This is a genomic window from Devosia sp. (assembly GCF_035944845.1).
Classification (GTDB): domain Bacteria; phylum Pseudomonadota; class Alphaproteobacteria; order Rhizobiales; family Devosiaceae; genus Devosia_A.
The window spans coordinates 54,652-76,086 of the sequence record NZ_DASZAW010000077.1; the positions used below are offsets into that span (position 1 = coordinate 54,652).

Annotated in this window: 23 protein-coding genes and 1 pseudogene; 10 read left to right on the forward strand and 14 right to left on the reverse strand. The window is 64.3% G+C overall.

Annotated features, from left to right (window positions below; translation table 11 throughout):
- Positions 1 to 11 precede the first annotated feature (11 nt).
- From VGV07_RS15435 to VGV07_RS15460, 6 genes are all read right to left on the reverse strand, one after another.
- Positions 12 to 1,631, reverse strand: coding sequence for a dipeptide ABC transporter ATP-binding protein (locus tag VGV07_RS15435; protein WP_326869610.1), 1,620 nt, complete (start codon positions 1,629 to 1,631; stop codon positions 12 to 14).
- A complete protein-coding gene (locus VGV07_RS15440) occupies positions 1,631 to 2,497 on the reverse strand; it encodes an ABC transporter permease (protein ID WP_326869611.1) in 867 nt (288 codons plus the stop codon). The genes VGV07_RS15435 and VGV07_RS15440 overlap by 1 nt, the downstream gene beginning before the upstream one ends.
- Entirely contained in the window at positions 2,494 to 3,441 is a 948-nt protein-coding gene (locus tag VGV07_RS15445; RefSeq protein ID WP_326869612.1) for an ABC transporter permease, read from the reverse strand. The genes VGV07_RS15440 and VGV07_RS15445 overlap by 4 nt, the downstream gene beginning before the upstream one ends.
- 240 nt (positions 3,442 to 3,681) lie before the next feature.
- The gene (locus VGV07_RS15450) at positions 3,682 to 5,172 is read right to left on the reverse strand and encodes an ABC transporter substrate-binding protein (protein WP_326869613.1); all 1,491 of its coding nucleotides are present in this window, start codon (positions 5,170 to 5,172) and stop codon (positions 3,682 to 3,684) included.
- A 275-nt stretch (positions 5,173 to 5,447) separates the two neighbouring features.
- Complete coding sequence (locus VGV07_RS15455; protein ID WP_326869614.1) at positions 5,448 to 6,758, reverse strand: acetylornithine deacetylase/succinyl-diaminopimelate desuccinylase family protein; 1,311 nt, start codon at positions 6,756 to 6,758, stop codon at positions 5,448 to 5,450.
- Between the two features lie 112 nt (positions 6,759 to 6,870).
- On the reverse strand, positions 6,871 to 7,254 hold the full coding sequence (locus VGV07_RS15460) for a VOC family protein (RefSeq protein WP_326869615.1): 384 nt from the start codon (positions 7,252 to 7,254) through the stop codon (positions 6,871 to 6,873).
- 74 nt (positions 7,255 to 7,328) lie between these two features.
- Between VGV07_RS15460 and VGV07_RS15465 the strand changes: the two genes are divergently transcribed.
- A complete protein-coding gene (locus VGV07_RS15465) occupies positions 7,329 to 7,964 on the forward strand; it encodes a 5'-methylthioadenosine/S-adenosylhomocysteine nucleosidase (RefSeq protein ID WP_326869616.1) in 636 nt (211 codons plus the stop codon).
- On the opposite strand, the gene VGV07_RS15470 is transcribed toward VGV07_RS15465, so the two are convergent.
- A complete protein-coding gene (locus VGV07_RS15470) occupies positions 7,965 to 8,279 on the reverse strand; it encodes a hypothetical protein (protein WP_326869617.1) in 315 nt (104 codons plus the stop codon).
- A gap of 256 nt (positions 8,280 to 8,535) precedes the next feature.
- Between VGV07_RS15470 and VGV07_RS15475 the strand changes: the two genes are divergently transcribed.
- From VGV07_RS15475 to VGV07_RS15485, 3 genes and pseudogenes are all read left to right on the forward strand, one after another.
- On the forward strand, positions 8,536 to 9,339 hold the full coding sequence (locus tag VGV07_RS15475) for a DUF2189 domain-containing protein (RefSeq protein WP_326869618.1): 804 nt from the start codon (positions 8,536 to 8,538) through the stop codon (positions 9,337 to 9,339).
- 148 nt (positions 9,340 to 9,487) lie between these two features.
- Positions 9,488 to 9,823, forward strand: coding sequence for a hypothetical protein (locus VGV07_RS15480; RefSeq protein WP_326869619.1), 336 nt, complete (start codon positions 9,488 to 9,490; stop codon positions 9,821 to 9,823).
- A gap of 132 nt (positions 9,824 to 9,955) precedes the next feature.
- A pseudogene (locus VGV07_RS15485) lies at positions 9,956 to 10,366 on the forward strand (cell wall hydrolase); the annotation flags it as partial.
- Between the two features lie 285 nt (positions 10,367 to 10,651).
- Here VGV07_RS15485 and VGV07_RS15490 read toward each other — a convergent pair.
- Positions 10,652 to 11,338, reverse strand: coding sequence for an exopolysaccharide biosynthesis protein (locus VGV07_RS15490; RefSeq protein WP_326869620.1), 687 nt, complete (start codon positions 11,336 to 11,338; stop codon positions 10,652 to 10,654).
- Positions 11,339 to 11,391: 53 nt separating this feature from the next.
- On the reverse strand, positions 11,392 to 12,048 hold the full coding sequence (locus VGV07_RS15495) for a DUF2076 domain-containing protein (RefSeq protein WP_326869621.1): 657 nt from the start codon (positions 12,046 to 12,048) through the stop codon (positions 11,392 to 11,394).
- Positions 12,049 to 12,221: 173 nt separating this feature from the next.
- Between VGV07_RS15495 and VGV07_RS15500 the strand changes: the two genes are divergently transcribed.
- Entirely contained in the window at positions 12,222 to 12,881 is a 660-nt protein-coding gene (locus VGV07_RS15500; RefSeq protein ID WP_326869622.1) for a sulfite oxidase-like oxidoreductase, read from the forward strand.
- Here VGV07_RS15500 and VGV07_RS15505 read toward each other — a convergent pair.
- From VGV07_RS15505 to VGV07_RS15515, 3 genes are all read right to left on the reverse strand, one after another.
- Positions 12,872 to 13,609, reverse strand: coding sequence for a formyltransferase family protein (locus VGV07_RS15505; RefSeq protein ID WP_326869623.1), 738 nt, complete (start codon positions 13,607 to 13,609; stop codon positions 12,872 to 12,874). The genes VGV07_RS15500 and VGV07_RS15505 overlap by 10 nt on opposite strands.
- A 193-nt stretch (positions 13,610 to 13,802) precedes the next feature.
- Positions 13,803 to 14,306, reverse strand: a complete 504-nt coding sequence (locus VGV07_RS15510; protein ID WP_326869624.1) for a DUF1993 domain-containing protein — start codon at positions 14,304 to 14,306, stop codon at positions 13,803 to 13,805.
- Positions 14,307 to 14,337: 31 nt separating this feature from the next.
- Positions 14,338 to 14,871 (reverse strand): hypothetical protein, encoded by a 534-nt coding sequence (locus VGV07_RS15515; RefSeq protein WP_326869625.1) that lies wholly within the window; start codon positions 14,869 to 14,871, stop codon positions 14,338 to 14,340.
- A 124-nt stretch (positions 14,872 to 14,995) separates the two neighbouring features.
- On the opposite strand from VGV07_RS15515, the gene VGV07_RS15520 reads away from it, so the two are divergent.
- From VGV07_RS15520 to VGV07_RS15540, 5 genes are all read left to right on the forward strand, one after another.
- Positions 14,996 to 15,676 carry a DUF1176 domain-containing protein gene (locus VGV07_RS15520; protein ID WP_326869626.1) on the forward strand — a complete coding sequence of 227 codons (681 nt, stop codon included), beginning with the start codon at positions 14,996 to 14,998 and terminating at the stop codon, positions 15,674 to 15,676.
- Between the two features lie 145 nt (positions 15,677 to 15,821).
- Complete coding sequence (locus VGV07_RS15525; RefSeq protein WP_326869627.1) at positions 15,822 to 16,304, forward strand: hypothetical protein; 483 nt, start codon at positions 15,822 to 15,824, stop codon at positions 16,302 to 16,304.
- A 351-nt stretch (positions 16,305 to 16,655) separates the two neighbouring features.
- Complete coding sequence (locus VGV07_RS15530) at positions 16,656 to 18,131, forward strand: AMP nucleosidase (protein ID WP_326869628.1); 1,476 nt, start codon at positions 16,656 to 16,658, stop codon at positions 18,129 to 18,131.
- Positions 18,132 to 18,182: 51 nt separating this feature from the next.
- Complete coding sequence (locus VGV07_RS15535; protein WP_326869629.1) at positions 18,183 to 18,473, forward strand: nucleotidyltransferase family protein; 291 nt, start codon at positions 18,183 to 18,185, stop codon at positions 18,471 to 18,473.
- Positions 18,474 to 18,536: 63 nt separating this feature from the next.
- Positions 18,537 to 18,854 (forward strand): DUF86 domain-containing protein, encoded by a 318-nt coding sequence (locus VGV07_RS15540; protein WP_326869639.1) that lies wholly within the window; start codon positions 18,537 to 18,539, stop codon positions 18,852 to 18,854.
- On the opposite strand, the gene VGV07_RS15545 is transcribed toward VGV07_RS15540, so the two are convergent.
- The gene (locus tag VGV07_RS15545; protein WP_326869630.1) at positions 18,839 to 19,129 is read right to left on the reverse strand and encodes a Dabb family protein; all 291 of its coding nucleotides are present in this window, start codon (positions 19,127 to 19,129) and stop codon (positions 18,839 to 18,841) included. The two genes, VGV07_RS15540 and VGV07_RS15545, sit on opposite strands and share 16 nt — an antisense overlap.
- Positions 19,129 to 21,420 (reverse strand): NADP-dependent malic enzyme, encoded by a 2,292-nt coding sequence (locus VGV07_RS15550; RefSeq protein ID WP_326869631.1) that lies wholly within the window; start codon positions 21,418 to 21,420, stop codon positions 19,129 to 19,131. The genes VGV07_RS15545 and VGV07_RS15550 overlap by 1 nt, the downstream gene beginning before the upstream one ends.
- Positions 21,421 to 21,435 lie beyond the last annotated feature (15 nt).

A 21,435-nucleotide genomic window follows, 5' to 3' on the forward strand; every position in this document is an offset into this window, starting at 1 on the left:
CGTGGCCGTGGCTATGCGCCCGCGGCCTCGCGCTTGGCAAGGGCAGCTTCGAGATCCGGTGTCGCAGCCAGCAGCTCCTGCGTGTAGGGATGTTTTGGCGACCGGAACACCTCTTCGGTCGGCCCTTCCTCAACGATCTTGCCAGCCCGCATCACCAGCACCCGGTCGGTGATCGAGCGGACCACTGCCAGATCGTGCGAGATGAACAGGTAGCTCAGCTGCAGCCGATCGGAGAGCTCGGCCAACAGGTCCAGCACCTGTGCGCGCACCGAGACATCGAGCGCCGACACCGCTTCGTCGAGGATGATCAGGCTCGGCTCGATGATCAGCGCCCGGGCAATGGCGATGCGCTGGCGCTGTCCACCGGAGAACTCGTGCACATATTTCTCGCCATCGGCGGCCGATAGGCCGACCTCGTCCAAGGCCCGGGCGACGCGCCTTTCACGCTCGGCGCCTGACGGAGCCGCCGAGCCGAGCAGATGGAACGGCTCGCTCACCAGGCGATCGACCCGATGGCGTGGGTTGAAGCTGCCATAGGGATCCTGGAACACCACCTGCAGGTGGCGGCGGGTGGCGAAGCTCGCACCCTTTCTCGGGTCGATCTGTTCGCCGGAAATGGCGATCCGGCCGCCCTGGGTCGGCTCCAGCGCCATGATGGCACGCGCCAGCGTGGACTTGCCGCAACCCGACTCCCCAACGAGGCCGACATTCTCGCCCTTCTCGATCCTGAGACTTACGCCATCGACAGCGCGCAGCACCTTGCGCCTTTCGAACAGGCCGCGGCGCGGCAACGGATACTCACGCACCACGTCCTCGACCGAGAGCACCGGTGTCCCACCGACCACTGCCGGCGGGAGGCGCGGCGGAACGTGCGAGGAGGCCTCGAACAGCGCCTTGGAGTAAGGGTGTTGGAGGTTGCGGAACAGCTGGACGGTCGGCCCCGCTTCCACCACCTCGCCCTGCCGCATGATCGACACCTTGTCGGCGAGCCCGGCGATCACTCCGAGATCATGGGTGATGAACATCAGCCCCATGCCGTCCTCGGCGACCAGCTTCTGCAGCAATCTCAGGATCGCCGCCTGCGTCGTGACATCGAGCGCGGTGGTCGGCTCGTCGGCGATCAGCAGTCTCGGGCGCATGGCGATGGCCATGGCGATGACGACGCGCTGACGCTGCCCGCCGCTCAACTCGTGCGGGTAGCGATCGAGCGGGAAGCGCGCTGTGGGTAGTTCCACGCGTTCGAGGGTCTGGCGGGCCACCTCGAGCGCTTCACGTCGGCCCAGGCCGCCATGCACCATTGCAGTCTCCGCAACCTGGTCGCCGATGGTCTTGACCGGGTTGAGCGCCGTCATCGGCTCCTGGAACACCATGCCGACCGTGCCGCCGCGGATCTTTCGCATTTCGGCATCCGGCAGGCCCAGGACTTCGCGGCCATCGAGCTTTATCGAGCCCGCTGTCGTGGCGCCGAACGGCAGGAGCTGCATGATGCTCAGTGCCGTCATGGATTTGCCGGAGCCGCTTTCACCGATCACTCCGAGAATCTCGCCGGCATCGACCGAAAGATCGATATCCCGAAGGATCGGGAACTTGCCGATCGCGAGCTGCAGGTCTTTGACGTCGAGCAGCGCCATCAGCGGTTCCGCCTCAGGCGTGGATCGAAGATATCGCGCAGGCCGTCACCGAGGAGGTTTACCCCCAGCACCATCAGGACGATGGTGAGGCCGGGCACCAGCGCGACGTGCGGCGCAAGGCTGATCATGGTCTGGCTGTCGGCCAGCATCTTGCCCCAGCTCGGGGTCGGTGGCTGCACCCCCAGCCCGACATAGGCCAAAGCCGCCTCGGCAAGGATGCCGAGGGCGAACTGGATGGTGGCCTGCACCACCAGCGTGTTGAGGATGTTGGGCAGGATGTGCTCGAACGAGATGCGCGCCGCACCCTTGCCCGAAACCCGTGCCGCCATGATGAACTCGCGCTGCCACAGGCTCAGCGCCCCGGCCCGCGCCAGCCGCGCGAAGACCGGCATGTTGTAGAGCCCGACGGCGATGATGGCGTTGATCGCGCCCGGCCCGAACACTGCGGTGATCAGGATGGCGATCAGCAGTGCCGGGAAAGCGAACACCAGGTCGTTGGCGCGCATCAACACATCGTCGAGCAGCGTACCGCGCCGAGCAGCGGCCCAGAGCCCGATCGGCACACCGATCAGCATGGCGACGGTCACAGCGATAAAGGCAACCGCGATCGAGGTGCGAGCGCCGACCATGATCATCGAGAAGATATCGCGCCCGAAATGATCGGTGCCCAACCAATGCTCGGCCGAGGGCGGCTTCAGTTTGTTGGGGATGTTCTGCAGCAGATAGTCGTAGGGCGTCCAGACGAACGAGATCAGCGCCGCCAGCACGAAGACCAGGGTGATCGCGGCGCCGATGAGGAAGTTCGGCGAGCGGAGCGCCGCCTTCAGCAGGCTGTCACGGGTGGCGGGGGCGGCAACGGTACTCATCGCGTCGCCCTCCTGAGCCGCGGATCAACCAGGGCGTAGGTGATATCGACGAGAAAGGTGACGAGGATCACCGCGAACACCAGCAGCATGACTACCGACTTCACCACGATCAGGTCGCGCGAGGTAATGCCCTGGAAGACCAGCCGGCCGAGCCCGGGCAGGAAGAAGACGTTCTCGATGATGATGGCCCCGGCGAGCAGGAACGAGAACTGCAGCCCGATAATGGTCAGCACCGGGATCAGCGCATTGCGCAGCGCATGCCGCCACAGGGTCTGCCCCTGGCTCAAACCCTTGGCGCGAGCCGACCGGATGTAGTCCTCGCCCAGCGTATCGAGCAGCGACGAACGCATGACTCGGGCGAGGATCGAGGCCTGCGGCAGCGCCAGCGCCACGGCCGGCAGGGTCAGCGCCTTCAGCGCCAGCAGTGGGTCCTGCCAGCCGGGGAAACCGCCAGCGGAGAACCATCTGAGCGTGATCGAGAACAGCAGCACCAGCAGCATGGCGAACCAGAAGTTTGGTACGGCGAGCCCGACCTGGGTCGCGCCCATGATGCCGACATCGGTGGCCGAGTTGCGCCTGACCGCGGCCAGGATGCCCACCGGGAAGGCGATCAACGTCGAGAGCGCGAGGGCATAGATGGCGAGCGGCAACGAGATCCAGATGCGGTCGGCGATCAAACCTGCCACCGGCACCTTGTAAGTGTAGCTGATGCCGAAATCGCCGTGCAGCAAGCCCAGCACCCAGGTGAAATAGCGCTCGAGCAGCGGCCCATCGAGGCCGAGCGCGGTGCGGAGCGCCGCGGTGGCCTCGGGTGTCGCGTTCAGCCCGAGCATGAACTGCGCCGGATCGCCGGGGACGACTTCGAGCACGAGGAAAATGACGATGGAAGCGGCGATCAGGCTGAAGACGAGGGAGATGAGGCGGCCGAGGATGAAGGAGGGCATCAGCGGGCCTTCCGGGCCGTGCAAAAGGCCCCCTCACCCGGCCTTCGGCCGACCTCTCCCCCAAAGGGAGAAGTGGTGCATAGGCAGGATCGTGCCACATCGCCACCTCTCCCTTGGGGGACGCGGTAGCGCCCCGAGGGGAGAGGTCGGCGCGCAGCGCCGGGTGAGGAGGCCTTTTGGCGTGGAGTGCGCTGGTTCAAAATCATAGACCGGGGCGGGCTTGCACCCGCCCCGATTAACTCACTGTTCCCAGGACACGCCGGTGAGGTCGGTCGCCTGGGTGGGGGCGTTCTCCCACATGCCCTTGAGCTTGGCATTTTCGACCCCGACCTTGGCCAGTTCGAACATGAAGCCGACGGCATAGTTGTCGGCGAGGTTCTTTTCGGCCGCCTTGGTCAGCTCCGAACGCTTGGCCGGATCGGCGGTCACCGCGAGGTCGGCGATGATCTGCTTGAAGTCGGCATTGTTGTACTGGAAGTAGTACCCATCGCGCGCGAAAATCCCGATATCGTTGGGCTCGGTGTGCGAGATGATGGTCAGGTCGTAGTTCTTGTCGGTGAACACCTCGCTCAGCCACTGCGCCCATTCGAGGTTGGTGACTTCGGTCTTGATGCCGACCGCCGCCAGCTGGCTGGCGATGATCTCGCCGCCACGGCGGGCATAGCCTTCGACCGGCGGCAGCTTCAGCGACAGCGTCAGATCGGTGATGCCGGCCTCGGCCAGCAGCGCCTTCGACTTTTCAGGGTCGTAGTTCGACTGCGCGGTCAGGTCGATATAGTCCGGGTTGGCCGGCGACAGGAAGGTGCCGATCGGGGTGCCGTAGCCGAACATCGCGCCATCGATAATCGCCTGGCGGTCGATGGCATGGGCGATGGCTTCACGTACCTTGACGTTGTCCAGCGGCGCCTTGCCGTTGTTCATGGTGAGGATGGTTTCGCCTTCGGTCGAGCCGATCACCACGCGGAAGCGCGGATCGTTCTGGAACTGCGCCACGGTCTCGGGAGCCGGGAAGTTCGGGAAGGTGTCGACGTCGCCGGCCTGCAGCGCCGCGAACGCAGCGGTCGGATCGGCGATGAACTTGAAAGTCGCGCCTTCGAGAGTAACCGGGGTGCCCCAATAGGCCTGGTTCTTTTCGAGCGTGATGCTGTCGCCTTCGACGCGGTCCTTGAAGCTGAAGGGGCCGGTGCCGATCGGGTTGGTCTTGTTGTTGTCGGCGCTTTCGGGAGCCACGATCACCGCGTCACCCCAGGCGAGGTTGTAGATCAGGTTGCCATCGGGCTGCTTCAACGTGAGCTTGACGGTCGCAGGATCCACCACCTCCACCGAGGCGATGGACGCATAGAGCGCCTTCTGGGCGTTCAGCGAACCCTCGGCATTGATGCGGTCGAGCGAGAACTTCACGTCGTCGGCGTTGAAATCGGTGCCGTCGTGGAACTTGGCGCCCTCGACCAGACGGAAGGTGTAGGTCAGGCCGTCCTCGGAAATCTCCCAGGATTTGGCGAGCGCCGGCACGACGCTGCCATCGGCGATGATGCGGGTCAGGCCCTCGAAGACGTTGGCATAGAGAACTTCGTCGACGGCGGCCGCCGCCTCGGCAGTCGGATCAAGGCTCGGCGGCTCGAGCACGAGGCCGACCTTCACGTCGGTTCGCGCCTGTGCGAATGCCGGCGTCATCGCGGTGGTCATTGCCAATGCGCCGGCAAGAGCCAGCACGACCAGTGATCTGCGCATGATTATCCCTTCTGTTTCCGACCGCTTACCCCCGCGGCCTTGAGGCGATCCTAGGATGCTTCCGGCTTGAGGTGAACCGGGTGGGTGAGCGGAATTTCGCCAGTTACCGACGCAGGTTGGAAGTGCTTTCCGCATCTTTGCCATCCACCGCCACATCCCCAAACTCGATGTCATCCCTGCGAAAGCAGGGACCCAACTCTCCGTTCGCGCCCGCTGATGCTTGGGTCGCTGCTTTCGCAGGGATGACACCGGTGAGAAAGGCGAGAACGGGGCCCTCACTGAGCCGGCCCCAACAAATCGAGCAGCGTCAGCGCCATGACCTTGGCCGAATCCAGCATATCGTCGACCCCGACCCACTCGTCCGGCTGGTGCGCCAGGTCGAGGATGCCGGGGCCGTAGGCGATGCAGTTCTTCAACCGGCCGATGCGGTCGATGTGCTTCTGGTCGTAAGTGCCCGGCGAGACGACATATTCCGGCGCGACGCCGATCACCTCGCCGATCGCCTTGGCGACCGACTGCACCACCGGGGCATCCTTCTCGGTCATGGTCGGCGAGATGGTCCAGAGGTCGCGGATCTCATAGCTGAAGCCTGGACGCTCGGCCTTGAGCTTTTCGAGCAGGTCGATCACCTCCTGCCGCACCGCCGCCGGACTTTCCTCGATCAGATAGCGCCGATCGATGACGATGCGGGCCGAATGCGCCACCACCGGCGCCGGAAAGCCGGTGAAGCCGCCCTCGGGTTCGGCCTGGCCGCCATGGATCGAGTTGATGTTCATGGTCGATTGCCGTGCACCCGGCGGCACCACCGGCATGGCGGTGCGTTTCTGGCTCAGCGCCGGATAGAGCACATCCTCGAACTGCCGCAGCACTGCCGCCATGTGGCGGATGGCGCTGTCGCCGAGGAACGGCATCGAGCCGTGGGCGATCCGGCCGAAGGTCTCGACCTCCGCCCACCAGACGCCGCGATGCCCGAGGCAGATCCGATCCTTGTTGAGCGGTTCGGGGATGATGACGTGTTGCACCCGCTCGGGCGAGAAGTAGCCCCGCTCGGCCAAGTAAGCGACCCCGCCGAAGCCGCCGGTCTCTTCGTCCGCCGTGCCGGAAATCTCGATGGCGCCGCGATAGTCCGGCACTACGTCGGCAAAAACTTCGGCCGCGATGATCGAGGCGGCGAGCCCGCCCTTCATGTCACAGGTGCCACGGCCATAGATTCGACCATCCTTCAGTTCGCCGCCGAAGGGGTCGAAGGTCCAGCCGCGGCCGACCTCCACCACGTCGTGATGTGAATTGAAGTGTACGGTGTCGCCCGGCCCGACGCCCTCGCGACGCGCCACCACGTTCCAGCGCGGAAACTTGTCGCTGTCGCCTGGTTTGCCGTCGGCACGAATCAATTCAACGGTATAGCCGCGTTTGCTCAAGCGATCTGCGAGGTAGTCGCAGATCTCACGATAGTTGTTGCCCGGCGGATTGACCGTAGGGATGCGGATCAGATCCTGCGTCAGGGCGATCAGGTCGTCGCGCCGGGCGTCGATCTCGGCGGTGAGGCGCGGCTTCACGTCAGCCGGCAGGGAAGTTGTAATCGTCATGGCGCGGCAGACTGTTGCCCGCCGCGCGCCCTGTCAATGCGGCGCTCGCGCCGATCTTTGGTGGTCGCATTCGAACCGGAAAAGTCTGCAACTTTCCCTGAAACTGCTCCGGTCAGCTCGGCTCGTCGCCGATGGCGAGGATATTGCCCTCGGAGTCCTTGAACCAGGCCCCGTGATAGGGACCCATCTTCGCCAGGCCGTTCTCGGTCTTGAGCCCGGGAAAGTCGTACTCCTCGAACTTCACCCCGCGTTCCCGGAGCATCTTCATGTCGGCCGCAACATCGCTGGAGCTGAAGGCCATGGCGGTGTTCTGCGCCGTGCCCGCGAATTGGGTCTCGTAGAGCTGAAAGCCGGTGCCGCCGCCGAGCCGGTAGACGATGCCGATCGGCAGTTCCTCGGCTGGCTCGAGGCCAAGCTTGTCCCGGTACCAGGCCTTGGCGCGCGCCAGGTTCGATGCTGGAATGGTTGCGTAGGCACGATGGTCGGACAGAAGCATATTCTCCTCCGTTGCATGAGCCGCGGTTCGAGCTTACGCCTGCCTCCCACCCCTGAACATCCCGACGAGTCCTCATGCCCTTTGCTTCCCGCACGCCCGGCTCGGCCGACATCCTCTATGTGATGGCGCTCGACAACGAGTACGGCCCGCACCTCCGCTCGCGCATCACGCCGCTGATGACGGGTGTGGGTCCGGTGGAAGCGGCCATCGTGGTCACGCACGCGCTCGCCAAGCTCGATGCAGCAGGGAAGCTTCCGGCGCTGGTGGTGTCATTGGGCTCGGCCGGCTCTGCGAAGCTGGAGCAGACCGGGGTCTACCAGGCGACTTCGGTCGATTATCGCGACATGGACGCCTCGCCGCTTGGGTTCGAGCCGGGCGTCACCCCGCTGCTCGATCAGCCGGCTGTCATCCCGCTGGGGCCCCTGGTCCCCGGCATCGCCAAGGCGACGCTGTCGACGGGCGCCAACGTGGTGTCGGGTGGGGCGTACCAGCTGATCCAGGCCGACATGGTCGATATGGAGACCTACGCCGTGCTGCGGGCGTGCCAGCGCTTCAAGGTGCCCCTCATCGCGCTGCGCGGCATTTCCGACGGCGACGAGGAGCTCGGGCATCTCGACGACTGGAAGCGCTACCTGCACGTCGTCGACGAGAAGCTGGCGCATGCCGTCGATCTGCTCGAGGCGGCCATAGCGAACGGCACGCTCGAGTAGCTAGACCCGCTTGTTCTTCCGGCTGCGCTGCCAGTTGGTCCATTTGCGCTGCACCCAGAAGCTCAACCGGTTGAGCGGCCCCTGCAGGACCGGCAGGTCGAGCGCCAACAGGAACAGCCCGAGCGGCAGCATCCAGATGCCGAGCAGCGGCAGGAAGCTGAACACGCCGCCGAGAATCAGCACGATGCCGAGCGGGATGCGGACGATCCGCGAAGACGGCTTGCGGATCCACGCGAGAAAGCCGGTCGAGGCGGGCACGGCACGGCCGATCCTGTCGAACTGCCGGTGCAACCTCGCACCTTCCTTGCCTGTCATCGCGATCCCCTTTTTCCCAGTTGCTGCAACGCATTTGGTCATCCCGGCTGCCGCGTCAAACCGAGGGAGGTCGCTTTTTGTCCCGCTCGAGGCCTTGAAATCAGCGCTTCGTTCACCGGAGCACACGAAAGGCTTACTTCGACACGATCGAAAAACCGGTCTAGGATGCCGTTTGAGACGCAGTGGCGGTTACCGCCGGGCGTTAGCGAACGCCAAGCGGCGACCGTCCTGGCTCCCCATTTCGAGGAGGATGGAGATGGTCGGCTTTCACGTACTCACCAATGCGGAACGGCTCGATGTTCCCGAGATCCGCCGCATCGGTTTCGACGACCTCACAGGCGCCCTGGCCGAAGGCTGGCGGGATTTCTGGCAACGGCCCTCTCACCTGGCTTTCCTGGGGCTGATCTATCCGCTGGTCGGCGCCATGCTCGCCGTCTGGACCTCCGGCAACAATTCCTGGCCATTGCTGTTCCCGCTGATTTCCGGCTTTGCGCTGGTCGGCCCGTTCCTGGCGCTGCCGATCTACGAGATGAGCCGGCGGCAGGAGCAAGGCCTCGATACGCACTGGCGCGCCGCCTTCGATGTCTTCAAGACCCCGGCCTTCGCTTCGATCGCCGCGCTCGGCGTAATGATGCTGATCGTCTTCACCGTCTGGCTGATGACGGCCCAGTTCATCTACGAGTCGTTCTTCGGGCCTGGCTCGCCGCCGACGCTAATGGCCTTCGTCAACGAGGTGCTCACTACGTCCCAGGGCCAGCAACTGATGATCTGGGGCAACCTGATCGGCTTCCTGTTCGCGGCCTTCGTCCTCGCCACCATGGTGGTTTCGATCCCGTTGCTGCTTGATCGCGATCTCGGCACTGCCATCGCCGTGCAGACCTCGCTGCGCGTGACGCTGAAGAACCCGCTGCAGATTGCCACCTGGGGCTTCATCGTCGCCGCGCTGCTGGTCATCGGCACCATTCCGCTGCTGGTCGGGCTCAGCATCGTGGTCCCGGTGCTCGGCCACGCCACCTGGCACCTCTATCGGCGCGCCGTGGTTCCGGCAGGCGGCCATTAACTTCTCGTTAATGGATTGCGCTCAATCTTATCGAGCTTAAGTAGAGGGCAGGATGATGCTACCGCCGGTAGCCCTGCCCTCGCCCAGTTTCCGGAACCCCGTAACCCGCTGCTGCGTTAGCGCCTCACACACCTGAGGAGCTTCAGCCATGGCCCATTCCCGCCGGTTCGATCTGTCCCATTTCACCGATAATGCCCAGGACCGCTTCGGCCGGCAGTTTGCGAGCCTGGCGCGCGACGCGAGCCAGCTCTCGAACGCATTGGCGCACTACAGTAATGGCGCTCGACATGATGTGAGCCACCTGGCGCACGACTTTGCCGATGAGGCGCTGCATCAGGGCGCAGTGGCGGCGCGGGCGCTGGGCAAGCAGGCATGGAAGGCGGGCAAAGCGGTGCGGCGAGACCCTGCGCCGACCATGGCCGCTCTGGTAGGGCTCGCCTGTCTCGTCACCCTGGTGATGGCGTCGGGCAATCGCCGCCGCTGACATCCTCAACGCACTCTTAACTCCGGCACGTGCATTCTAGAGAGCGCGGGCGCGTCAGCCCGGCTCCTTAGTTGTGTTTGCGTTCTGGAGTCATCGTTGGCAGGGTCACTCAAGCTGCTGTTTGCGGCGCCGATGCTGTTAAGCCTCGTCGCCGGCTGCGCCACATTCTCCCTCGGCGGACTATCGTCACGCGACTGCCTGGCGCGGGCCATGTATTTCGAATCCAACCGCTCCAGCGAAGACGGCATGCTGGCCGTCGGCACAGTGGTGATGAACCGCGTTGCCGACAAGCGCTACCCGCAATCGGTCTGTGGCGTGGTCGGGCAAAAGAACCAGTTCGCACCAGGTGTGTTGTCCAAGAAGATGACCGAAAAGCGCTCTGCGGCACTGGCCTACAACGTCGCCGATCGGGTGCTGCGTGGCGCCCGCCATCCGACGCTGTCACGCGATGTGAAGCACTTCCACACTGCCGGTTACCGGTTCTCGTACAACAACATGTTCTACGTGCTGGAAGCAGGCGGGAACAATTTCTACGAGAAGCGCAAGGCCGGCACGTTCACCAACGACCCGTTCTCGGCGCTCGCCTACTGGTAAGAGCGCTTGAGCATTTCATCCTTGAGTTGCGCTGGGTGATAGACCTGCCCACGGCGTCATCCCCGCGCAGGCGGGGACCCAGTGGGATCTCTCAGCCTCAGCGGGTGCCGCGGCATCCCACCAGGTTCCCGCCTGCGCGGGAATGACGTCGGTGATGGGCGGGCTGAGACAGTGTGCCTCGCTGGATGGTGTTGAGCCGCCTCGCCGACTGCTGCATCTCGATGGTGAAGCGCTCTAAACCACCGGCGCTGGCAGCGGCGGCGCGCCCAGTCCGAAAAAGCTGAGCACCACGCCGACCGTCCAGGTGATCAGCACCCAATAGATGCCACCAACCACCACGGTGGAGACGATCCCGACCAAGGCTCCCAGGACGATCCAGACACCGTCGCGTTCGAGCAGGCCGAGGGCGATGATGCAGATAGCGATCGACGGCGCCATGTTGGCCCCTGGGATCGGCAGCAGCACCAGCAATGCCATGACGAAGGCCACGAAGCCGAAGAAGTAAACCGCCGGGCGTTTGGCCAGAAACTCGAAGCGCGGCTTCATGATGCCTTCAGCCCGGGCCAGCCAGGGCGAGGCCGCCTTCATGACGCGGTGGAAGTCGACACGGCTCAGCGAACGGTCGGTAATGATCCGTGGCAACCAGGCGTTCATCCCCAACATCAACTGGGCAGTGAGGAACACCAGTGGCGCGCCGACGATCGCCGACACGCCGGGCGGCATCGGCAGGGCGGTGATGATGGCGAAAACGAACATCAGCGCACCGAGCGCCCGCCGCTTCAGCGCGGTCAACAGGTCGCCGATCGATATCCGTTCTCGATCCTCCGCCAACGCAATGGCCATAAGGATGGCCGAGAGGCGGTCCGCCCCCTCGGCCTTGTCTACCTTCGATAGGTCAATCTCAGCGTGCGGTTCTGTCATCGGACCTGATCATGCCCAACGATTCCCCGATGGAGCAACCCCATGGGGCTGCGTCAGAAATCTCCGCCCATGTCGAAACCGCCGCCGTCACCACCTCCCAGATCGCCCCAATCGCCGCCAGACTGGTCGCCGCTGTCCCCAGCACCACCCTGATCGTGGTCGTTGACATTGTCGTTACCGGTATCGGTTGACGCCTGGTCGTTGGCAGAGCTTTCAACAGCATGCGCGCTGCCGGCACCGAACAGCGAACCGATGGCGCTACCGAGCAAGACACCACCGGCAACGCCCAACGCGGTCTGCGCGGCGCCGGCGAGGAAGCCGCCGCCCTGCCCCATCTGCCCGCGCTGGTTGCGGGTATCGACCGGGTCGTCCTGACGATCCCAGGGGCTGCGGTTCCGCTGCACCTGCCGGTTGTCGTCGGTGCGGTTCTGGCGGCCGCGACCATCGTCGAACAGGCCACCGAACATGCCGCCGCGCCCCTTCTCCTCGACTTCGCGTTCCAGCTCCTCGATGCGCCGCTCCGCGACCTCGAGGGCGTGCTGCTGCACCAGAATGGTCTGCGCCATATAGTATGGTGCGCCCGGCTGCCGGACGATCTCGCGGTCGATCAGGTCCTGCGCTTCAGGATCGCGCTGCGGGTTCTTGCGCTCGACATCGGCAAGTCGATCGAACAGGCCCTCGATGGCGCGGCGGTCTTCAGGGTTCAGCATCTTCAAGCTCCAATGTTGAACGAGTGGGTAGGACATGGGGACCACCGGGGCACCTCACAATGGGTCAGCCGGCCAAAATTGGACATCGCCCGGCGCAGGGCCGCTGGGGCAGGAATGTCCATTGACTTGCCGCAGCGGTCGGCGAAGCTTTGCGAAGTACCAGCGAGGCCAGCATGGCGAACGACGACGATCTCCCCCAAGACAGCAAGCTCACCAAGACCAAGTCGCGTTGGGCGGAACTGGGCAAATTTCTCACCGGGCAGCGGGCACGACCCGAGGATGCCCGCCTGCCGCCTGGCCAGCACCTGGTCAAGAACTGGCCCATCCTCGACCTCGGGCAGACTCCCAACGTCCCCAAGGAGGTCTGGCGGCTCGACATCGCGGGCGCGGTCGAGCGGCCGCAGACCTGGTCGTTCGACGACCTGATGGCGCAGCCGCAAGCCGACAAGCTCAGCGATATCCATTGTGTCACCAGTTGGTCGCGCTACGATAATCACTGGAAGGGCGTGACCACGCATCAGTTGATGGACGCGGTCGGGGTGAAGCCCGAGGCACGCTTCGTGCTGTTCGGCTCCAATGACGGCTACACCACGAATATGGCGATCGAGGACTTTGCCTCCGAGGATGCGCTGATCGCCCATAGCTGGGAAGGCGAACCGCTCAGCCGCGACCATGGCGGACCCGTACGGCTGGTGGTGCCGCACCTCTATTTCTGGAAGAGTCCGAAATGGTTGAAGCGTATCGAGTTCGCCGAGCGCGATCACCGCGGCTTCTGGGAGGTGCGTGGCTATCATAATCACGCGGACCCCTGGAAGGAAGAGCGCTACTCCTGATCGAGCCGCCGCAGCGCCCGCACCAGTTGCAACCGCCCGCGTGCTCGCTGCAAAGCGGTATTGCGGACCAGGACCACCCGCGCATCCGCGAGGTCGAGCGTAACCGAGAAGGTGCCAAGTCGGGGCGGCTCCCCGGTCCGCGGCCCTATGACCCGGCGGACACGTTGCACCGAAACCGGGCGAGTTCGCCACGGCAACGGGACGCCGATGTAGTAGGTCGTGCCCGCTGCAGCGAGGGTCCGTTCGACCTCCGCCAAGCTGCAGCGCTCCCCGATCTCGGCTTCCTCGGTCACCCGTCGATAGAAGCCACCCAGTTGGGGGCTCGCCTCCGTTGCCCCCTCGAGAAAGGCAGGCAAGGCCGCAGCGGCGAGGCGACGGCAGGCGGCAGCGTGCTGTGCGATCCACACCGCGTAGCAACGCTGAGCTGCATCAAAGGGCAGCGGCTGTTGGGCGATGATCGGTCCCTCGTCGATACCGGACGACAACACATGGGCGGTGACACCGGACGCTGCGTTCTCCTGGCCATCGAGCAGCGCCCCCAGCAAGGGCGAGGGGCCGCGATAGGCGGGAAGCAGCGAAGGATGGAAGTTCACCGCGCGGCGGCCGAACAGCTCGAGCAGGCCCGGCGGCACGATCATCATGGTCATGCAGGTGATCAGCGTATCCACGCCGAGCGCCGCGATTGCCGCTTTTGCGCCGCTCCAGTCGCGCAGGCGCGGCACGCTCACGGCTGGGATGGCGTGACGCTGCAAAAGCCGCCGTGCACTCCAGCGCGGGGAGATGACGTCGGCCAGTCGCAGCCTGGCGGCTGGATCGGCCGACGTCCAGAATGCGGCAACCGAGTGGCCACTCTCGAGCCAGCCTCGCAGGGCGCCGGCAGCGAGAAGGCCATCAGAGCCGATGAAGAGCGCCCGGGCCGTGTCAGCCGCCCGTAAAGTCGCGCTTGCCGATCGGCACGCCATTGTGACGCAGGATCGCGTACGCCGAGGTGATGTGGAAGAATATCTGCGGCACGGCGTTGAGGGTCACGTGCTCGATCGCCGGCACCTGCGTATCCTCGCCACGCACTTTCAGCGTCAGCATCTTGCCCTCGCTGCCCTCCAGATCGGCCTCGGAGAAGGATGCGACGAACTCGAGCGCCTTCCGGATGCGGGCGCGGAGGTCGGCCAGCGTCGTCTCGTTATCTTCCCAGCTCGGCGGCGTACGGCCGGTCAGCCGCGCCAGGGTGAACTTGATACGGTCGGTGGTGGATTGCACCTGGAACGACAGCGGATGCATATCGGGCGCCAGGCGCGACGCCACCAGCACCTCCGGCTTGATCTTGCGCTCGGCGGCGTTGACCTCGGCCTTCACCAGGATGGCGTCGAGGTTGTTCAGGTAGCGCGTGAACACCGGAACGGTGATCGCGTACATGGAAAGCGGCATAACTAGTCCTCAAGGGTTGGTCAGGCAGAAATCACCAGCTGTGGTCGACGCTGCGTTCGCGCGGCTGGGGCTGGGCGATGGCAGGCCAGTAATAGTCCTCGGGCAGAACGACCTGGAAATCATAGGTGACGAGCTTGTCGCCATCGACCGCGATGGCGATCGTGTGCGAACCGACGGGGTCGCCCGGGGCAACACACCAGCTGTGACTGAACCAGCCCTCGTCGTCGAGTTCGGGAGCAAAGGTCCGCGTGGCGACCCTGCCGTCCGCGGAAATGTCGATGCCATCGTCGGGGTCAGTCAGCAGCGTCCCCCAATCCTCGAGCGGCACCGGCAGGCTCAGGATCTCGGTAGCGATCTTGGGGGCGCTGCCCTCGGCCAGCCTGACGTACCAGTTGTAGCAGGCGTTGCCCGGCAGCAGCGGCACGACCGTGTCGTTCAGCACCTCGTCTTCGCCTGCATAGCGAAAGGTAACCTGAAACACCGATTCGGTCATTTCTGCTGCCAAGGACGGCGCCCCGGCGAGCGTCACAGACAACAGTGCGATGGCTGAAACCGGCAGTCGCATGATCCCTCCCGCGTGCCGGGCGAAACATAGCGGCAAGCCGCTGAGGCCGGAAGCAAATTTGTCGTGCCCCTCGCCGCGTCGTCCGACCGCTGACATAGTTTCTCGCCAACAGGAGTTTTTCAGGATGCGCCGACTGCTGACCGTACTTGCCGCCGTTGCCGTGACGACCCCAGCCTTGGCCCAGGACTACGACGACTTCGTGCCTACCACGGAGCTCAGCACCGCCACCGAGACGCCTCCCGACACCGCGTTGGTCCTCCGGCTCTTCACCCTCGCCTTCACCGAGCCCTGCAACGCAGCGATCGACGGTGGCTATGGCGGTACCGAACCGCAGGTGTTCGACCTCACCTATAGGGGCAGCTACGACGAACCGGACGCGCCGGAGCGCAAGTTCCGGCTCTACCAGTTCAACTGCAATGGCGGCGCCTACAATGTCAGCTCGGTGTTCTATGCCTGGGACGAGCTCGACGGACTGCAGCCGCTGAGCCTGCCGTCCCCGAACGTCAAGCCGACCTACGATGAGAACGCCGGCGATGGTGACGGCAAGCTGACCAAGCTCGAGCTCACCGGCATAACGGCCAGCTTTCTCGTCACCAATGCGGAAGTGGACCCAAAAACGGGGACGATCGCAGCCACGGCGTACTGGCGCGGAATCGGCGATGCCTCGAGCACCGGCGTGTGGTCGCTGGCCGACGGCGAGTACCAACTCGTCACCTACGACGTCGATGCATCCTATGATGGCGAGGTGAACCCGGTCCGCGTCTTCGACCGTTCGGAACCCGAAGACATTGCTCTGCCGCAATAGGCAGCGGGGCTACGCGCAGATACGCGAACTCTTCGGTAAGCATTGAAGCAATGTGAGTGCGTCGGTCATATTGTGCTCGGTTTCAAGGTGTTAGCCTCGCAACCGCGGACGTTGCCGATCTCCGGCAGCGCATTGGAGAAGCCTGATGAGCGTCATTCGATATCTTGCCGGCCTCGCTGCCGGCCTGCTGGTCGTACTGGCCGTTCTGACCCCGACCTATGCCCAGGACATGAATACCAGGGTGATCGTGCCTGACGTACCCGGTGGCGCGTTGTTCACTGGCTGCTACCAGGTGCAGCAGCGGCTTTACGGCCCCTATCGCATGAGTTTCTGCCTCGAGCAGCGCGGTACCTATTCGGTGCGCGGCGGTGGCGTGCGCTGTGACGGCCGGTTGAACTGGTCGGCCAAAGGCCGCGACATCAATGTCAAGCTGCAACGCACCTCGTGCGGCAACGGCGTGGCCTGGAGCGGCGATAGCATGACCTGCCGCGGCGGCAACCTGCTGCCGGCTTTCCTCGCCCGCATCATCGTGCCCGACCTGCCGGTGCTGCAGACTTTGCGCTGCACCTACACGCCATCGGTCCGCGGTGAGAAGCCGGTGCAGATCACTGCCCGCCGCGTCGACTGACGTCGCGGACCGACATCGCCCCGTCATCGCCACAAAATAAGAGGGCCACGAACCATCTCTGGTTCGTGGCCCTGAGAAGCGCCGGCCGCACTGTTGAGGGCTTGGGGGCAGCGGCGGGCAACTTCTCCTGCGTTCACCGGTGCATGGGTCGTTTGCAGTAGTCCGATGAACTCCTCACTAAGATGGGATGAGTTTGCGGCAGGAGAAGAGCCTTCACCGGAAGGTGAAGTAGATGAACTGCCGGTAAGGTGGGCCGATTGCTCAACTGCCGCGAAGCCCCTAAGGATGGGTTGCAAAGCGGCGTCTCACGCCGCCCGGCGTGCTCTGCATCGCCTTGCCAACGAGAAGAACATGGACACCATCACTCCCCCGGGCCTGCCGCAGAAGGCGTTCACCGATCCGCAGGCCGCCTGGGCCTATGTCGCCGAAATCTATCACCGCAACACCGGCTTCATCCGCGAACAACTGCTCGGCCTGACGCGCGGGCGCGTCCCCAAGGGCCGGGTCCGGGCGTTCTATCCCGAAGTGCAGGTGACCTCGCGCAGCTACGGCAAGACCGACAGCACCCTGCCCTACGGCTACCTGCACACACCGGGCATCTACCGGACCACCATCACGGCGCCGGACCTGTTCAAGAACTACCTCATCGAGCAGTTCGACGTGATCCTCAGAAATCACGGTGGCGCCATCGAAGTAGGCGAATCCTCGACCCGCATTCCGCTGCACTTCGCCATTCCCTCGACCGAGCGGATCGACGGCGAGGCGATCAACGCCCTGCCGATCCCGCTGCGCGATCTGTTCGACGTGCCGGACCTGCAGGACACCGACGACGAGATCGCCAACGGCACGTTCGTACCGCCGCCCGGCGGCCCCTATCCGCTGGCGCATTTCACCGCGCCGCGCGTCGACTATTCGCTGCAACGGCTCAGCCACTACACCGGCACTGAAGCCGACCATTTCCAGAATTTCGTGATCTTCACGAACTACGGCTTCTACATGGATGAGTTCGCCCGCGTGGCCGAGCGCTACATGCAGGAGGGCCATCCGGAGTATGACAGCTTCGTCGAGCCCGGCGGCTTCGTGACGCTCAACCAACGGCTGGGGGGTGGGACCTCGGGCCTGCGCGCCACGCGCGTCCCGCAGATGCCGGCGCTGCACCTCACCATGCCGCGCAACCGTGGCATCACCATCGTCAACATCGGTGTCGGGCCGTCCAACGCCAAGACCATCACCGACCACATCGCAGTACTGCGGCCGCATGCCTGGATCATGCTCGGCCATTGCGCGGGCCTGCGCAACTCGCAGGAGCTCGGCGACTACGTGCTGGCGCACGCCTATCTGCGTGAAGACCATGTGCTCGACGCCGACCTGCCGGTGACCGTGCCGATCCCGGCGCTCGCCGAAGTGCAGGTAGCGCTCGAAAAGGCCGTGGCCGAGATTACCCATCTCGAGGGCATCGAGACCAAGCGCATCATGCGTACCGGTACGGTCGCCACTTTCGACAATCGCAACTGGGAGCTGCGCGACCAGGCCGAGATTACCCGGCAGCTGTCACAGTCACGTGCTGTGGCGCTCGACATGGAATCGGCCACCATAGCCGCCAACGGCTTCCGCTTCCGCGTCCCCTACGGCACCCTGCTCTGTGTCTCGGACAAGCCGCTGCACGGCGAGCTGAAGCTCCCCGGCATGGCGTCTGACTTCTACCGCACGCAGGTGAACCGCCATTTCCAGATCGGATTGCGCGCGATGGAGATCCTCCGCGACCAGCCCCCGGAACGGCTACACTCCCGCAAACTCCGGAGCTTTGCGGAGACGGCGTTCCAGTAGCGATCTTGCAATAAGGCGGGCGTACCCTATCCTTTAGTCAGGAGACTTGAGATGCGCCCGTCGGAGATTTTTGAGAGAAAGCGACAGTTTGTTCGCGAAGCGGTCGCCCGCTACCGCACTACAAACCCACGCATCTTTGGGTCCGTTCTGCATGGCACCGACCGAGAGGACAGCGACATCGACATCCTCATCGACACGTTGCCGGGCGCGACGTTGTTTGACCTGATTGGCCTAGAGAATGAGCTTAAGGACGAACTTGGCGTTCCGGTTCAGGTGCTCACACCGAATGAGCTCGGAAGACGCTTTCGGCACCGCGTGCTCGCCGAGGCTCAGCCAGTTTGACCGACGAGCGCATCGCCAGCCACCTGGACGCAATTTATGACGCGGCTGTAGGCCGCCGCGGAAATCGTTGCGGGGCAATCAAAGTCCGAGTTTCTGGCCGACCGAAAGTCCAAGCTGGCGGGCGTCATGACGCTCATCATCATTGGTGAGGCCGCAGTCCGCATCAGCAAGCGCTCCCAAGACTACATCGACGCGCACACCGAGATTCCATGGGAGAAAATCCGCGGATTTCGTAACCGAGGCGCTCACGGCTACGACGATCTCGACTTCGAGATCGTATGGGACGCTCTGACCGCCGACGTCCCGGTACTGCTCCAACAGGTTACGGTGCTGCTTGGCGAGTTTGGAGGGCCCTTGCCACCGGACTACAGCGGCTCGTAGTCGATCTCGAGGAACTTCTCGACTTCGCGATCCCAGCGCTCCTTGACGAACTTCACGTGCTTGGGGTGTTCGTTGTAGGTCGTGTAGGCAGCCTGGTCGGCGAACTCCATCGAGAAGCCGAACTCGTAGTCGTTCTTCTTCGAGGTCTGCCGCAGCTGCTCGAATTTCTTTACGCCGGGGATCTCCTTGAGCACCATGGCGTCGCGGAGAAAGGCCTTCTCCATCAATGAACCGTGGGCGTGCTTCAAATTGAATACGACAGTATGCCGGATCATCAGGTCCTCTCCCCCAATGCTACCGCTTCGCTGGCGGCAATTGCCGTCATATTGACGATTCCACGGCTGGTGGTCGAGGGGGCAAGGATGTGGGCCGGGGCGCGCGGTCCCATCAGGATCGGTCCAACTGCCAGCGCGTTGTTCATTTCCTTGAGCAGCGTCATCGACAGGTTGGCGCTGTCGAGGTTGGGGAACAGCAAGAGGTTCGCCTCGCCCTTCAGCACCGATTCCGGGATGTAGCGGCTGCGCAGCTCGTCGTTGAGCGCCAGGTCGCCCTGCATTTCACCCTCGACGATCATTCCGGGCGCCACGACTTTCAGCTTCTGGTAGGCCTCGCGCATCTTGAAGGCGGTGTCGCCGTCGCGCGAGCCGAAATTCGAATAGCTGAGCAGCGCCGCCTTGGCTTCGATGTTGAAGCGCTTGAGGTGGTCGCGCGCCTGCAAGGCGATGGCCACCAGCTCGTCCGGGGTCGGATCCATGTTGACGTAGGTGTCGGCAAGGAAGAACACGCCGCGCGGCATGATCAGCATCGACAGGGCCGAGACGTCCTTTACCCCTTCCTGCAGCCCGATGATCGAGCGGATGTCGCGCACATGCTTGATGAAGCGGCCCTGGAAGCCGCAGAGCATGGCATCGGCATCGCCGCGCTTCACCGACAGCGCCGCGATCACCGTCGTGTTGGTGCGCACGATGGTGCGGGCGATGTCCGGGGTGACGCCGTTGCGGCCTACCAAGGAGTGGAACAGCTCGACATAGTCGCGATAGCGCGGATCGTCCTCCGGGTTCACCACCTCGAAGTCGCGGCCCGGCTTGATGGTCAGCCCGAAGCGCTGCAGCCGGCTCTCGATCACCTGCGGGCGGCCGATCAGGATCGGCAGCGCCATGCGGTCCTCGATCATCACCTGGGCGGCGCGCAGCACCCGCTCATCCTCGCCGTCGGCGAAGGCGATGCGCTTCTGCTGGCCGATCACCTTGTCGATCACCGGCTTCATCACGAGGCCGGAGCGGAAGACGAAGCGGTTGAGGCTATCGTGATAGGCCTGGAAATCGGTGATCGGGCGCTTGGCCACACCCGACTCCATCGCTGCCCGCGCCACGGCCGGCGCGATGCGAAGGATCAGGCGCTGGTCGAAGGGGTTCGGAATGATGTGCTCGGGCCCATAAACAGCCGGCTGCCCCGAGGGCGACACCTCCAACCCCGGATCATGCGCAAGCTTGGCGATGGCCTGGGCCGCCGCAAGCTTCATCTCCTCGTTGATGGTGGTGGCGCCGACGTCGAGCGCGCCGCGGAAGATGAAGGGGAAGCAGAGGACGTTATTGACCTGGTTGGGATAGTCCGACCGCCCGGTGCAAACCATGGCATCCGGTCGAATTTCCTTGGCCACCTCGGGCATGATCTCCGGGTTGGGGTTGGCGAGCGCCAGGATCAACGGGCTTGGGCCCATCTTCTCAAGCATCTCGGGCTTCAACGCGCCTGCTGCCGAAAGACCAAGGAAAATGTCAGCACCATCGATCACTTCGGCCAGCGTCGTGGCATTGGACTGCCGGCAGAAGCGGCCACGCCACTTGTCGTTCACGTCGTCGCGCTTGTCGGTCAGCAGCCCATCCTTGTCGGCCACCCAGATGTTCTCGAGCCGGGCGCCTAGCGCCACGAGAATGTTGAGGCAGGCGATCGCCGCCGCCCCCGCCCCGGACGTGCAGATTTTCACGTCCTCGATCTTCTTGCCGCTGAGCTCGAGCCCGTTCAGCACCGCGGCGCCGACGATGATAGCGGTGCCGTGCTGATCGTCATGGAACACCGGGATCTTCATGCGCTCGCGCAGGGCTTCCTCGATGGCGAAGCACTCGGGCGCCTTGATGTCCTCGAGGTTGATGCCGCCGAAGGTCGGCTCGAGCGGCCGCACCACTTCGATGAATTTCTGCGGGTCGGTTTCGTCGATCTCGATGTCGAACACATCGATGCCGGCGAACTTCTTGAACAGGACGGCCTTGCCCTCCATCACCGGCTTACTGGCCAGCGCGCCGATGTTGCCGAGACCCAAAACCGCCGTGCCGTTCGAGATCACCGCCACGAGGTTGCCGCGCGACGTGTACTTGGTCACCGCCTCGGGATCGACAGCGATCTCCTCGCAGGGCGCTGCGACGCCGGGCGAATAGGCCAGCGACAGGTCGCGCTGGTTGCCGAGCGGCTTGGTCGCCTGAATCTCCAGCTTTCCGGGCTTGGGGAACTGGTGGAAATGCAGCGCCGCCTCGCGCAGCGCCTTCTTCTGTTCGGTCACGTCGGCAGACATCAACACCCTCCCGGA